Origin of the sequence: Acidovorax sp. Leaf78 (assembly GCF_001422735.1) — a bacterium.
Classification (GTDB): domain Bacteria; phylum Pseudomonadota; class Gammaproteobacteria; order Burkholderiales; family Burkholderiaceae_C; genus Acidovorax.
Map to the genome: position 1 here is coordinate 539,815 of NZ_LMLZ01000021.1, position 13,278 is coordinate 553,092.

Below are 13,278 nucleotides of genomic sequence, written 5' to 3' on the forward strand. Positions count from 1 at the left end.
TGCAATGGCACGCTCACCCAGTTGCCACGGCCCGGAGCGGATAACAATATTCAGCGAAGCGGTTCTGGCCAGGCGCCACTTCGCAGGCAGTACACGCAGTACGACAAGACGTGGCAACGACGCCAGAAGAGTTTTGTCAACCGCTCTAAGATGCACGCCATGATCACCGTGCACCATCTCGAAACCTCGCGCTCTCAGCGCATCCTGTGGCTCCTGGAAGAACTGGGCCTGCCCTACGAGCTCAAAATCTACCAGCGTGACAAGGCCACCAAGCTGGCCCCGCCCGAGCTCAAAAAGATCCACCCCCTGGGCAAGTCCCCCGTCATCACCGATGGCGACGAGGTGATCGCAGAGTCCGGCGCCATCGTCGAATACCTGGTGGAAACCTACGGCGCCCAGGCCGGCGGCGACCTGGCCTACCTGCAGCCTGCGCGCGGCACGCCCGCCTACCGCCAGTGCCGGTTCTGGATGCACTACGCCGAAGGCTCGCTCATGAACTGGCTGGTGATGAAGCTGGTGTTCATGACCATCCCCACCCAGCCCATGCCGTTCTTCGTCAAGCCCATCGCCAAAGCGCTGTGCGGCAAGGTGCAGGACAAGGCGATCGACCCCAACGTGAACACCGCGCTCGACTTCATGGAGCAGCACCTGGGCCAGAACACCTGGTTCGCGGGCGAGCACCTGAGCATGGCCGACTTTCAGATGAGCTTTGCAGTCGAGGCCGCACTCTCCCGCGCCAGCAAGGCCGCCAGTTGCCCGAACCTGCAGGCCTACAAGCGCCGCATGGAAGCGCGTCCCGCGTACCAGCGTGGCATCGCCAAGGGCGGGCCGGTGGTCATGGGGGCCTAAACGGGCGGCTGGCTCGGGTCAGCCCAGGCCGCACACCAGCGCACCGGGGTCGTTGTGCGCCAGCTCCCGCTCGTTCTTGGCCTGCGCCACCTCCACGTCGCGCGGCAGGGCCACGCCGTTCTTCACCGCCAATATCTCGGCCATCACGCTCACCGCGATCTCGGGCGGGGTCTTGCTGCCGATGTAGATGCCGATAGGCCCGCGCAGGCGTGCCAGGCTCTCGGCGGTCTGGTCGAAGTGCTCCATCATCCGCGCGCGGCGCGCCTCGTTGTTGCGGCGCGAGCCGATGCCGCCCACGTAGAACGCCTCGGTGTTCAGCGCCTCCAGCAGCGCCAGGTCATCGAGCTTGGGGTCGTGGGTGAGCGCCACCACGCAGCTGCGCCGGTCGGGCTTGAAGGCGACCACCACGTCGTCCGGCATGTCGCTCACCACCGTGGCGGCGGGCACGTTCCAGCTGCCGCGGTATTCCTCGCGCGGGTCGCACACCGTGACCGCGAAGCCGTTGAACAGCGCCATGGTGGCCAGGTACTCGGCCAGCTGCCCCGCGCCGATGAGCAGCATGCGGTATTCGGGGCCGAAGGTGTTGGTGAGCTGCTGCGCGTCCAGCACCAGGTCCTGCGGCGCAGCAGCCGCTTGCAGCGTGACCACGCCATCAGCCAGGCGCACGCTGCGCTGCATGAGGCGGCCGGCCTCCAGCGCTTGGATCAGCGCGGCCAGGCCGGCCGGGTCGGGGTCGTACTCCAGCAACAGCTCCAGCGTGCCACCGCAGGGCAGGCCGAAGCGGTGCGCCTCGTCCGCCGTGATGCCGTACTTCACGAAGGCGGGCGGGCCGCTCGGGATGCTGCGGTCCACCGCCGCATCGCCTGCACCGGCCGCACTGGCTGCGGCGGCCACCTGCGCATAGGCCCGCGTGTGGCGGTCGATCAAATCGTCCTCTATGCACCCGCCCGACACCGACCCCACCACCGCCCCGTCTTCGCACAGCGCCATGATCGAGCCCACCGGGCGCGGCGACGATCCCCAGGTACGCACCACGGTGGCCAGCAGCGCCCGCCGCCCCGCAGCCCGCCAGCCCTGCAGCGTGCGCAGCACCATCACATCCAGGTTTTCCATTTGCTTCTTCGCTAGTTCATTTCAACGGTCTTGCACCGCCATCCACCACGCCCGCTGCGCCCCAAATCAGCACGGCGCCCCCGCCAGCGCCACCGTGGATCCGGCTTCGCCGGTCCACCGGAGGCGTCCCCCTCAGGGGGGAAGGCGCGAAGCGACTCAGGGGGGCGTCAATTCAGCCACCACGCTAACAGCACCAGCGCGCCTGCGCCGACCGCCCACACCCAAACCGGTATGCCGCTGGGGGGATTGTCATCACCCGCTGTGGCGGCCAATGCGCTGTGCTCTGCGGCGGCAGTCGCCCCTGAGGCTGCAGACACGATGGCGGCGGCAGTGGGCGCACCGGGCCCGCTGCCTGCCTGCATCCCAGTCGCCGCTGCCAGGGCCGCCACCGCAGGCTCGGGCTCTTCGGGCGGCACGGCTGCACCCGCTGCGTCGTCCGCCACAGCGCGCGGGTGGCGGCGCTGCATCTCGTTGTCAAAGCGCTTGAAGAAATCCTCGGCCATCGACTTGGCCGCGCCATCGATCAGCCGCTGGCCCAGCTGCGCGATCTTGCCGCCCACCGTGGCCTGCACGGTGTAGTGCAGCTCGCAGCTGTCCTGCCCTGCGGCGTCAGCCGGCAACGGCACCAGCGACACGCGGGCGCTGCCCTTGCCGAAACCGGCCACGCCGCCCGATCCGTCGAAGGCGATGGTGTAGCTCTCGGGCGGCACGATGTCGGACAGCGTGATCTTGCCTGCGAACTTGGCCGACACCGGCCCGATCTTGAGCGCCATGGCCACGGTGTACTGGTGCTCGGCGGTGGGCTCAACCTTCTCGCAGCCGGGGATGCACAGCTTGAGCACCTCGGGGTCGTTGAGTGCGTCCCAAGCCTGCTGCTGGCTCACGGCAAGGGTACGGCTGGCTTGCATTTCCATGGTGGGGTCCTCTCAGTGTTCACAAGTCTCAGAAATCCATTGCATTCGATACAGCGCAGCCCCTTCACCGTTCGTGCTGAGCCTGTCGAAGCACTGCACCGCGCTTCGACGGGCCCAGCATGAACGGTGGTGATGGCATTCGTCGGCAACCACCACCGCCTCCGCGTCCGCTCCAAGTCCTCACTGCCGCAGCAGCGCCGCCAGGCTGACCGCCAGGTCCTGCAGCCGCGCGAGGTTGTGCACCGCCAGCATGCCGTGCGCCTGGCGGTGCAGCGCCGCCGCGCCCCGCGCGGTGGGCGCATAGCCGCCAAAGCGCAGCAAGGGGTTGAGCCACAGCAGGCGGCCGCTGTGGCGGCGCAGCCAGCCCAGCTCGCGCTCCAGCAATTCGGGCGCGCCGGTGTCCAGGCCGTCGGTGATGAGCAGCACCAGCGTGCGCCGCCCCACCAGGCGCCGCGCGTGCTGCAGGCGCAGCGCGGCCAGGCTGTCGCCCATGCGCGTGCCGCCGGCAAAGTCGGCAATCGCCTGGCCGGCCACCTCCAGCATGGCGTCGGTGTCGGCCAGCCGGAACGCAGGCGTGAGGTCGGTCAAGCCCGTGCCGAACGCGAACACGTCGCGCCGCAGACCGGGCCCTGCATGGCGCGGTGCGGTGGCCGCGTGCAAAAAGGCCAGCAGCAGCCGCGCGTAGCGCTCCATGGAGCCCGACACGTCCACCAGCACCAGCAAGGGCAGCGGCTGCTGGCGGCGCTGCAGGCGCGGCAGGGTCAGCAGCTCGCCGCCGGTGCGCGCGGCCTGCTGCATGGCGCCGGGCCAGTGCGGGCGGCTGCCGCGCACGCCGGGGCGGGTGCGGCGGGCCGCGTAGTGCGGCAAGGGCAGTGCGATGTCCCGGGCCAGGCGTTCCACCAGCAGGTATTCGCTGGCCGACAGCTGGTGGAAGTCCGCATGGTGCAGGCGCTGCCGGTCGCTGGCGGTCATGGCGGCGTCAAGGTCGATTTTTTCGTCCTCCCGCACCGGCGGGGCGTTGCGCGCGGCGTGCACCGGCGCCAGGGCCTCGCTCACGCGCGGACGGCGCTTGGCGGGCTCGGCCTTGGTCTCGGCGCTGGGCAGCATCTGGGCGAGCAGCTTCTGCGCAATGTTCGGGTTCTTGAAGTAGGCGTCGAACAGCTCGCGGAACACCAGGCGGTCCTGCTCGCGGCTGATCAGCACCGACTCCAGCGCGGCGCCAAAGTCGGCGCGCTCCACGCCCACCAGCATCACGGCCTGCTGCGCCAGCGCCATGCGGGCGGCATCCACCGGCACCCCGGCGCGGCGCAGGGTGCGGCCAAAGCCGGTGAGGTTGTCGGCCAGCTTGCCGGTGCGAGCGTCGCCGAGTTGAGAGATGGGTGTGCCTCCCGCCATGGTCGCACCCTCACAGGTTCCCACACAGGTGACGGATACGCATTCGATCATTCCAGGCCGTTCGGGCTGAGCCTGTCGAAGCCTCGCGCAGCGCTTGGACAAGCTCAGCGTGAACGGCTGCGTATTTTGGAAGGCCGCTTGGCATCACGCGTCGGCAGGCTGCAACAGCTGCACCGCCATGTCGCTCGTCAGCGCCGCCACGTCCTCGCGCTGCTTGAACAAAATGCCGGCCGTGTCGGACACCACTTCGGGGTCCACCACGATGGTGTCCAGCGCCACCAGCGCCTTGGCCCATTCCACGCTTTCGGCAATGCCGGGCGCGCGCTGGAAGGCGTTGGCGAAGGGCTGGCTGCGCAGCCGGCCCACGAAGTCTGCGACCTGCTGCGCCAGCGCCGCACTGGCGCCCGGCACCTGTGCGCGCACGATGGCCAGTTCGCGGTCGCGGTCGGGGTAGTCCAGCCAGTGGTACAGGCAGCGGCGCTTGACGGCGTCGTGCAAATCGCGCGTGCGGTTGCTGGTGAGCAAGGTGACGGGCGTGGCGCTGGCGCGCACCGTGCCGATTTCGGGGATGCTGACCTGGTACTCGCCCAGGTATTCGAGCAGGAAGGCCTCGAAGGGCTCGTCGGCGCGGTCCACTTCGTCAATGAGCAAAACAGCGCCGGGCGCGGGGGCCTGCAGGGCCTGCAGCAGGGGGCGGCGGATGAGGTAGCGGTCCTGGTAGACCTCGCGCTCGACCTGCGCCATGTCGGCGTTGGCCTTGCCTTCCGCCAGGCGCATGTGCAGCAGCTGGGCGGCATAGTTCCACTCGTACAGTGCCTCGCGCTGCTCCAGCCCGTCGTAGCACTGCAGGCGGATCAGGCTGCGAGAGAGCACCGCGCTCAGGGCCCGGGCCAGCGCGGTCTTGCCCACGCCGGGCTCGCCCTCCAGCAGCAGGGGGCGCTGCAGTTGCAGGGCCAGGAACACCGACGTGGCGAGGCGCCGGTCGGCAAAGTAGCCCACGCCCTGCAGGGCCTGCAGCAGCCCGTCCACGGAGGCGGACGCCGGGTGGTGTGCAACGTGAGGGATTTGTGGATTCATTGCTATTTAATTGATAGCTTCTAGCGCTTGCCTAACCAGCGGTAGCGGCCATTCTTATCCAATACCTGCCCACCACAGAACACTCGGCCCCGTGGTGGGTCACCCAACTCCCCTCCTCGCTTATCCCACCAACTGGGCCACGGCACGTTGCGTCTGCACGCTGATCAGGTTGGCGCGGTAGGCGGCGCTCGCGTGGATGTCGCTGTTCAGGTCGCTCGCGTCGATCTTCACGCCAGCGGCCGATGCGGGCGTGAAGCTCTGGTTGAGCGCTGCCTCCAGCCCCGCATGCCGGAACACGCTGCTGGCCGCGCCGGTGATGGCCACGCGCACGCCGCTGTCCGTCTGCGCTACGAACACGCCCACCAGCGAAAAGCGCGACGCGGCCTGCTTGAACTTGAGGTACACCGCGCGCTTCGGAATCGGAAAGCGGATGGCGGTGATGATCTCGCCCTCCTCCAGCGCGGTGGTGTACATGCCGACGAAGAAATCATCGGCTGCGACCTCGCGCTGGTTCGTGATGACGGTCGCCCCCAGGCCCAGCACCGCGCTGGGGTAGCAGGCCGCGGGGTCGTTGTTGGCCACGGACCCGCCCAGCGTGCCGCGCGCGCGCACCTGCCGGTCGCCGATGTGGGCGGCCAGGTCGGCGAGCGCCGGGATGGCGCTTTTAACCTCTGCGCTGTTCGCCACGTCCATGTGGCGCGTCATGGCACCGATGACCAGCGCGTTGCCCTCGCGGCGGATGCCGGCCAGCTCGGCGATGTTGTTCAGGTCGACGATCTTCCCGGGATTGGCCAGCCGCAGGCGCATCGACGGCAACAGGCTCTGCCCGCCCGCCAGCAGCTTGCCGCCCTGGGCGATGAGCTGCGCGGCGGCTGCGGTGGACGATGGGTTTTCAAAGGTGAAGGCGTACATGGTGTATTTCCTCAGGCCTTGGCTTTTTGAATGGCTTCCCACACGCGGTGCGGCGATGCGGGCATGTCGAACTCCTTCACGCCCAGTGGGTGCAGCGCATCCAGCAGAGCGTTGATCACCGCGGGCGGCGACCCGATCGCCCCCGCCTCGCCGCAGCCCTTGGTGCCCAGCGGGTTGTGCGTGCAGGGCGTGCATACATGGCCCAGCTTGAACTCGGGGAAGTCATCAGCGCGCGGCATGGCGTAGTCCATGAAGCTGCCCGTCAGCAGTTGGCCCGTCTCGCGGTCGTACACGCAGTTTTCCATCAGCGCCTGGCCGATACCCTGCACCAGGCCGCCGTGCACCTGGCCCTCCACGATCATCGGGTTGATGATGGTGCCGAAGTCGTCCACCGCGGTGAACTTGTCCACCCGCGTGCTGCCGGTGGCGGGGTCTACCTCGACCTCGCAGATGTAGGTGCCTGCGGGGAAGGTGAAGTTGGTCGGGTCGTAGAACGCCGTTTCGTTGAGCCCGGGTTCGAGCTTGTCGAGCGGGTAGTTGTGCGGCACATAGGCCGTGAGCGCCACCTGGCCGAACGGGATCTTTTTGTCCGTGCCGCGCACGGTGAACTCGCCGCCGCTGAAGTCGATGTCGGCGTCGCTCGCCTCCATCAAATGCGCCGCGATCTTCTTGGCCTTGGCCTCAATCTTGTCCAGCGCCTTCATGATGGCCGCGCCGCCCACGCTGATGGAGCGCGACCCGTAGGTGCCCATGCCGAACGGCACGCGGCCCGTGTCGCCGTGCACGATGTCCACGTTCTCCACCGGGATACCCAGGCGCGCGGCCACCACCTGCGCAAAGGTGGTTTCGTGCCCCTGGCCGTGGCTGTGCGAGCCGGTGAACACCGTCACGCTGCCGGTGGGGTGCACGCGCACCTCGCCGCATTCGAACAGGCCCGCGCGCGCACCCAGGGCGCCTGCGATGTTGGACGGTGCGATGCCGCAGGCCTCGATGTAGCTGCTGTAGCCGATGCCGCGTTTCAGGCCCTTGGCCTCGCTGGCCGCCTTGCGCGCCGCAAAGCCCGCCACATCGGCCAGCTGCTGCGCCTGCGTCATGCACGCGTGGTAGTCGCCCACGTCGTACTGCAGCGCCACCGGCGTCTGGTAGGGCCAGCTGGTGATGAAGTTGCGCTTGCGGATCTCGTCCTGTGGCAGGTTCATTTCCCAGCCGCAGCGCGAGACCAGGCGCTCGAGCAGGTAGGTGGCCTCGGGCCGGCCCGCGCCGCGGTAGGCATCGACCGGCGCGGTGTTGGTGAACCACGCGTCCACCTCGACATAGATCTGCGGCGTGGTGTACTGGCCCGCCAGCAGCGTGGCGTACAGGATGGTGGGCACCGCACTGGCAAAGGTGCTGAGGTAGGCGCCCATGTTGGCATCGGTGTGCACGCGCATGGCCAGAAACTTGCCATCCTTGTCCATCGCCATCTCGGCATGGCTCACATGGTCGCGGCCATGCGCATCCGACACGAAGGACTCGCTGCGGTCGGCCACCCACTTGATGTTGCGGTTGAGCTTCTTGGCCGCCCAGGTCAGGCACACGTCCTCGGCATACAAGAATATCTTGGAGCCGAAGCCGCCGCCCACGTCGGGCGCGATCACGCGCACCTTGTGCTCGGGCAGGCCCATCACGAAGGCCGTCATGAGCAGCCGTTCGACGTGCGGGTTCTGGTTGCTCACGTACAGCGTGTACTCGTCGTTGGCGCGGCTGTAGCTGCCGATGGCCGTGCGCGGCTCCATGGCGTTGGGGATCAGCCGGTTGTTGACCAGATCGAGCTGCGTCACATGCGCCGCGTTGGCAAAGGCCGCATCCACCGCGCCCTTGTCGCCGATGGCCCACTTGTAGCAGTGGTTGTCCGGCGCCGCGTCGTGCAGGCCTGCGCCGGCCACCGTGCCCGCCGCTGCATCGGCCACGCTGACCACCGCGGGCAGTACGTCGTAGTCCACCTCCACCAACTCAGCCGCGTCGCGCGCCTGCTGCTGCGTGAGGGCCACCACCACGGCCACGTGGTCGCCCACGTAGCGCACCTTGCCCTGCGCCAGGATGGGGTGCGGTGGCTCCTTCATCGGTTGCCCATCAGTGCTGGTGATGAGCCAGCCGCAGGGCAGGCCGTTGATGTTGTCGGCCGCCACATCGGTGCCCACAAAGATGCCCAGCACGCCCGGCGCGGCCTTGGCGGCGGTGGTGTTGATGCTGTTGATGCGCGCGTGCGCATGCGGCGAGCGCACGAACACCGCATGGCTTTGCGCAGCCAGCACCACGTCGTCGGTGTACTGGCCCGCGCCGGTGAGGAAGCGGTAGTCCTCTTTGCGCCGGAGCGATTCGCCGATGTGCGGCAGCTTGGAGAAGTCGGATGCACCCATGGTCTGTCTCCTTGTTTTCCGTTATGCCGAGGCCATGGCTTTTTGGCCGACCTGCACAGCGCGCACGATGTTCTGGTAACCCGTGCAGCGGCAGATGTTGCCTTCGAGCAGCTCGCGGATCTCGCCTTCGTTCGCGTGCGGGTGGCTGTTGCACAGGTCCACCGCGCTCATCACCATGCCCGGGGTGCAGAAGCCGCACTGCAGGCCGTGGCATTCCTTGAAGGCCGCCTGCATGGGGTGCATGGTGCCGTCCGGCGCGGCCAGGCCCTCGATGGTCTGCACATCGGCGCCCTGGGCCTGCACGGCCAGCATGGCGCACGATTTGACCGCGCGGCCGTTGACGTGCACCGTGCACGCGCCGCACTGGCTGGTGTCGCAGCCCACGTGGGTGCCGGTGAGCAGCAGGTGCTCTCGCAGCGCATGGACCAGCAGGGTGTTGGGTGGAACGTCAACACGGGCCGCGCGCCCGTTGACCGTGAACTGGACTTGCATCTGGCTGTCTCCTAGAAGAGTTTGGCTGTGAACCTGTCCTAAGCCGCTGCATCTTCTGCCCGCCCCCCGGCCCCATCCCTAGGGAGAACCCTGAATTTCCGGCAGCGCGCGCCGGAAATTCTCAAAATGAAACATGTTGCGCCGCACACCGGAGCATCATGCGGGGCACGCCGCTGCGGCCGCCCCTGCTGCAGCGCCGCCACCCGCCATCCACCCGGGATACCGATGCTCGCCACCGCACCGCCATCACCCGCCGAGGACCGCCACGCCCTGATCGCCCAGGCGCGCCGCGCACTGCTGGACGAGGGCGCGCTGACCACGCGCACCGCGGTGGAGCCGTGGATCACGCGGTCGTGGCAGCGCTGCCTGGACCGGGGCCTGCAGCCCGCGCAGCGCGTGGCCTTCGACATGGTGAGCGCGCCCGCCCAGCGCCGCAGCCGCGAGCAAAGCCACGCCCTGCTGCGCGCGGCGCGCCCGGTGCTGGACCAGCTCACCCGCGCGATTGCCGGCATGCGGTACTTCGCCATCCTGACCAATGCACAGGGCATCGTGGTGGACGTGCAGGGCCCGTGCGACCGCCACGACCCGCGCGCCAGCGCCATCGGCCGCGTGGGCATCGACCTGTCGGAAGCCGCAGTGGGCACCACCGCCATCGGCGCGGCGCTGTCCGAGCTGCAGCCGGTGTGGCTGCACCGGGGCGAGCATTTCTTCGACGACAACGGCAGCTACAGCTGCGCGGGCGCGCCGCTCTTCGGCCCCGACGGGCAGTGCATCGGCATGCTGGACCTGACCGGCGTGGATGTGCCCGAGCGCCCCGAACTGCGCCACCTGGTGGCCCGGTCCGCCCGCGCCATGGAAGACGCGCTGCTGCTGCAACTGCCCCACGCCCTGCTGCTGCGCGTGAACTGGCCCGGCAGCACGCTGGGCAGCGAAGCCGACGGGCTGCTGGTGCTGGACGGCGACGGCTACGTGCTGGGCTGCAACAGCATGGCCCGGCAACTGCTGCCCCTGCCGCTGTGCCCGCCCGGCAGCCTGCGGCACTGCAGCGACCTGATGGCGCTGCCCTGGCCCCAGCTCTTCGATGCCGCCCGCTCGCGCGGCACGCCCGCGCCGCTGGACCTGCCGCTGTGGTCGGGCCTGCGGCTGTCCGGCCTGGCCCAGGCCCCGCACCAGGCTGCGCCCGGCAGCGGCTGGACTGCAGGCCATGCGGCCATGGCGCCGATTGCCACATCGCCCGCCCCGCTGCGCGAGGCCGAGACCGCCCTCATCCGCCGGGCCGTGCAGGACGCGCGCGGCAACGTGGCCGAGGCTGCACGCGCCCTGGGCATCAGCCGCGCCACGGTGTACCGCAAGCTGGGGGTGCCCAAAGGGCATTGAGCGCAGGCGGCGGGCACACGCGGTGGGCATGCGCGGTGGGACCACGCCCGCAGGGACGCAAATTTCTTGAATAAAAAAGTGGCCTGCCGCTGGGTAGACAAGCGCCACCAGCTATCAAATACATAGCATCTGCGTGGACTGCGCCGCACGACGGGGACGGCGGACCGCGGCGCCTTCAGACTTCCGCCAGCGCCAGCACCACCGCGTTGTCGTCCACGATCAGCTCCACCTGGCTGCCTGCGCGCAGTCCGCTGCCCGCCGCGGCAAAGCCCACCATCTGCACGCCCGCGGCCAACTCGGCCGATACCTCATCGCCCGACTCGCCGCGCACCACGCGCACGGCCTTGGCCGGCAGGCGAAAGCTGCCCGTGGCAGCGCTCTGCGCGCCAGCATGGGTGCGCGAACCCGCCCTGCGCTCCACCCGCACCGCAGTGGCTTTGCACAGCGCCTGCACCACCAGCCCCGGCTGCAGGCCCAGCAGCTCCGCACTCTCGCGGGTGATGCGCGATGCGAGCACCGTCGCACCCGCGAGATCGCCCAGCTCGGCCTCGAGCACCAGGTGCACGCGCACGATCTGCCCCAGCACCTCCAGCCGCTGCACCACGCAGGGCCACTGGTTGCGCATGCTGGTGCGCACCGCCAGCCTCGCCAGCGCGGGCCCCGCATGCGGCGTGGCCTGCCAGCGCGAGAGCACGGCGCCCCGCGCCTGGGTCATCGCATCCGCAGCCGCCAGCAACTGCTGCCCCGCCTCGGTCAGCCGCGCGCCCCCGCCGCCGGCACCACCCACCGCCCGCACCACCAGCGCCGCACCGGCCAGGTTGGTGAGCGTGTCCACCGCCTGCCACGCCGCCTTGTAGCTCACCCCCACCACGCGCGCCGCCTGCGAGATGGAGCCGGTGTCACCGATCTGCCGCAGGATGTCGATGCGCTTGTCGGTCAGGGCGTGGGTCAGTGCGGACGAAATGGACAGCGATGAGGGCATGGAAGATTCAGGATGATGGCCGGGCAGTGCAGCCAAGCTGTTGCAACGAGGCAGCAGTGTCGCACCACGCTAGCCGCGCAGCGTGGCGAGGACGCGGGCAAACACACGCTCACGTTCCACGGGGTGGTCCTGCAGCCAGGCATGCAGATGGTGGCCTGCCCCGGCCAGACGGATCACCTCGACGCCGCGCGCCCGTGTGGCCCGGGTGATGTATTCGTGCTCGACCTCCCGGGGGATCACCGCGTCGAGCTCGCCCAGCACCATCAGCAGCCGGCCTTCGAATTGTTCCAGCGCGCTGAATGCAGGCGACGCCGCAAAGGCGGTGGTGGCGCGAATGACCTGCTGGAATGCCGGCCCGAAAGCCACCGGCTGCGCCGCGGCCTCGTACGCGGCCGGGCAGAACAGCACGATGGCCGCAGGCATCAGGCGCGGGATGAGGCTGCACGCGATGTGGCCGCCCATGCTGCTGGCGATGAGCGACACCGGCGGCTGCAGGCCCAGCCGCTCCACCACCGCCAGTGCCTGTGCCGCGCGGTCGTTCAGGCTGGAGTCGGACATCAGTCCCGGGCTATCGCCCTGGCCCGCAAAATCGAACGCCGCCGCAGATTGACCTTGGTCCGCCAGGTAGGTCAGCAGAGGCCTGTAACCCTGGCGCGACGAGCGCCCGCCGCCGTGCAGGGCCAGCATGCGCGGGGGTTGTGGCGAAGTGCGTTGAAAAACCGTTCCATGCAGCGCCCTGCCGTTGCACAGCGCCTGAAATTCTTGCTCTTGCATCCGCCAAAGCATACAACGCAGCCGACAGCGGCCGGGGGAGATGATGTGCCGCCATCGGCTTGACCGGCGCCACCGGGTCGCCTGGCCCCACCAGCACACCGCAGCGATCTGCATATACTCGCGCTATTCAATTCATGAATAGCGCCACCCGCGCCGCGCCGCCATGCTGCATCGCCTTGCCTCCCTGCCCCGCATCCTCACTGCCATCGGCTGGTCCACCAGCCTGTCCACGGGACTGTTCGCCGCCCTGCTGCCGTCGGCCCATGCCGACACCGTGTCGGTCGCCGTGGCCGCCAACTTCACGGCGCCCATGCAGAAGATCGCCACCGCCTTCGAGGCCGACACGGGCCACAAGGCCGAGCTGTCGTTTGGCGCCACCGGCAAGTTCTATGCGCAGATCACGAATGGTGCGCCGTTCCAGATCCTGCTGTCCGCCGACGACACCACGCCCGCCAAACTGGAGAAGGACGGCAAGGCCGTGGCCAATTCGCGCTTCACCTACGCCATCGGCACGCTGGTGCTGTGGAGCGCGCAGCCCGGCTATGTGGATGCGCAGGGTGCCGTGCTCAAGACCGGCGACTTCAAGCACCTGGCCATCGCCAATCCCAAGCTGGCGCCCTATGGCCTGGCCGCCATGCAGGCCATGGACAAGCTGGGCGTGACCGCGCAGCTGCAGCCGCGCTTCGTGCAGGGCGAGAACATTGCCCAGACGCACCAGTTCGTCGCCACGGGCAATGCGCAACTGGGCTTCGTGGCGCTGTCGCAGGTGATGGCCGACGGCAAGATCACCAGCGGCTCGGCCTGGCAGGTGCCGGCGAATCTGCACGAGCCCATCCGCCAGGATGCGGCGCTGCTCACGCCGGGCAAGGACAGCGCGGCGGCCACGGCACTGCTCCAGTACCTGCGCGGCGACAAGGCCCGCGCCATCATCAAGTCCTACGGCTATAGTTTCTGAAGGGCGCGTGCGCAAATCGCCTGGCACCGTTTCTCGACT

Annotated in this window: 12 protein-coding genes; 3 read left to right on the plus strand and 9 right to left on the minus strand. The window is 68.9% G+C overall.

The annotated features are described in order from the left end of the window. Positions 1 to 159: 159 nt before the first annotated feature. Entirely contained in the window at positions 160 to 849 is a 690-nt protein-coding gene (locus tag ASF16_RS18430; protein ID WP_056170809.1) for a glutathione S-transferase family protein, read from the plus strand. A gap of 18 nt (positions 850 to 867) precedes the next feature. Here ASF16_RS18430 and ASF16_RS18435 read toward each other — a convergent pair whose 3' ends face one another. The 7 genes from ASF16_RS18435 to ASF16_RS18465 form a co-directional block, all read right to left on the minus strand. Then, positions 868 to 1,962 carry an XdhC family protein gene (locus ASF16_RS18435; protein WP_056170527.1) on the minus strand — a complete coding sequence of 365 codons (1,095 nt, stop codon included), beginning with the start codon at positions 1,960 to 1,962 and terminating at the stop codon, positions 868 to 870. Positions 1,963 to 2,129: 167 nt separating this feature from the next. Then, complete coding sequence (locus ASF16_RS18440; protein WP_056170530.1) at positions 2,130 to 2,876, minus strand: CoxG family protein; 747 nt, start codon at positions 2,874 to 2,876, stop codon at positions 2,130 to 2,132. Between the two features lie 180 nt (positions 2,877 to 3,056). Next, a complete protein-coding gene (locus ASF16_RS18445) occupies positions 3,057 to 4,271 on the minus strand; it encodes a VWA domain-containing protein (RefSeq protein ID WP_056170533.1) in 1,215 nt (404 codons plus the stop codon). A gap of 144 nt (positions 4,272 to 4,415) precedes the next feature. Beyond that, positions 4,416 to 5,348 (minus strand): MoxR family ATPase, encoded by a 933-nt coding sequence (locus tag ASF16_RS18450; protein WP_056170536.1) that lies wholly within the window; start codon positions 5,346 to 5,348, stop codon positions 4,416 to 4,418. A gap of 120 nt (positions 5,349 to 5,468) precedes the next feature. Beyond that, on the minus strand, positions 5,469 to 6,260 hold the full coding sequence (locus tag ASF16_RS18455; protein WP_056170539.1) for a xanthine dehydrogenase family protein subunit M: 792 nt from the start codon (positions 6,258 to 6,260) through the stop codon (positions 5,469 to 5,471). Between the two features lie 11 nt (positions 6,261 to 6,271). Beyond that, on the minus strand, positions 6,272 to 8,659 hold the full coding sequence (locus tag ASF16_RS18460) for a xanthine dehydrogenase family protein molybdopterin-binding subunit (protein ID WP_056170540.1): 2,388 nt from the start codon (positions 8,657 to 8,659) through the stop codon (positions 6,272 to 6,274). A 21-nt stretch (positions 8,660 to 8,680) separates the two neighbouring features. Further along, the gene (locus ASF16_RS18465) at positions 8,681 to 9,151 is read right to left on the minus strand and encodes a (2Fe-2S)-binding protein (protein ID WP_056170543.1); all 471 of its coding nucleotides are present in this window, start codon (positions 9,149 to 9,151) and stop codon (positions 8,681 to 8,683) included. 225 nt (positions 9,152 to 9,376) lie between these two features. Between ASF16_RS18465 and ASF16_RS18470 the strand changes: the two genes are divergently transcribed. Continuing rightward, positions 9,377 to 10,528, plus strand: a complete 1,152-nt coding sequence (locus ASF16_RS18470) for a helix-turn-helix domain-containing protein (protein WP_056170545.1) — start codon at positions 9,377 to 9,379, stop codon at positions 10,526 to 10,528. A 175-nt stretch (positions 10,529 to 10,703) separates the two neighbouring features. Here ASF16_RS18470 and ASF16_RS18475 read toward each other — a convergent pair whose 3' ends face one another. Together ASF16_RS18475 and ASF16_RS18480 are read right to left on the minus strand one after the other, a co-directional pair. Beyond that, positions 10,704 to 11,510, minus strand: a complete 807-nt coding sequence (locus tag ASF16_RS18475) for a TOBE domain-containing protein (protein WP_056170548.1) — start codon at positions 11,508 to 11,510, stop codon at positions 10,704 to 10,706. A 69-nt stretch (positions 11,511 to 11,579) separates the two neighbouring features. Further along, entirely contained in the window at positions 11,580 to 12,197 is a 618-nt protein-coding gene (locus tag ASF16_RS18480; protein ID WP_235507430.1) for an alpha/beta fold hydrolase, read from the minus strand. A 250-nt stretch (positions 12,198 to 12,447) separates the two neighbouring features. Between ASF16_RS18480 and modA the strand changes: the two genes are divergently transcribed. Then, the gene (gene modA, locus ASF16_RS18485) at positions 12,448 to 13,239 is read left to right on the plus strand and encodes a molybdate ABC transporter substrate-binding protein (protein ID WP_082517022.1); all 792 of its coding nucleotides are present in this window, start codon (positions 12,448 to 12,450) and stop codon (positions 13,237 to 13,239) included. Positions 13,240 to 13,278 lie beyond the last annotated feature (39 nt).

Coding starts and splice junctions, on each gene's coding strand:
- ASF16_RS18430 (WP_056170809.1), top strand. CDS start 160: ATGATCACCGTGCACCATCTCGAAACCTCGCGCTCTCAGCGCATCCTG.
- ASF16_RS18435 (WP_056170527.1), bottom strand. CDS start 1,962: ATGGAAAACCTGGATGTGATGGTGCTGCGCACGCTGCAGGGCTGGCGG.
- ASF16_RS18440 (WP_056170530.1), bottom strand. CDS start 2,876: ATGGAAATGCAAGCCAGCCGTACCCTTGCCGTGAGCCAGCAGCAGGCT.
- ASF16_RS18445 (WP_056170533.1), bottom strand. CDS start 4,271: ATGGCGGGAGGCACACCCATCTCTCAACTCGGCGACGCTCGCACCGGC.
- ASF16_RS18450 (WP_056170536.1), bottom strand. CDS start 5,348: ATGAATCCACAAATCCCTCACGTTGCACACCACCCGGCGTCCGCCTCC.
- ASF16_RS18455 (WP_056170539.1), bottom strand. CDS start 6,260: ATGTACGCCTTCACCTTTGAAAACCCATCGTCCACCGCAGCCGCCGCG.
- ASF16_RS18460 (WP_056170540.1), bottom strand. CDS start 8,659: ATGGGTGCATCCGACTTCTCCAAGCTGCCGCACATCGGCGAATCGCTC.
- ASF16_RS18465 (WP_056170543.1), bottom strand. CDS start 9,151: ATGCAAGTCCAGTTCACGGTCAACGGGCGCGCGGCCCGTGTTGACGTT.
- ASF16_RS18470 (WP_056170545.1), top strand. CDS start 9,377: ATGCTCGCCACCGCACCGCCATCACCCGCCGAGGACCGCCACGCCCTG.
- ASF16_RS18475 (WP_056170548.1), bottom strand. CDS start 11,510: ATGCCCTCATCGCTGTCCATTTCGTCCGCACTGACCCACGCCCTGACC.
- ASF16_RS18480 (WP_235507430.1), bottom strand. CDS start 12,197: ATGCTGGCCCTGCACGGCGGCGGGCGCTCGTCGCGCCAGGGTTACAGG.
- modA (WP_082517022.1), top strand. CDS start 12,448: ATGCTGCATCGCCTTGCCTCCCTGCCCCGCATCCTCACTGCCATCGGC.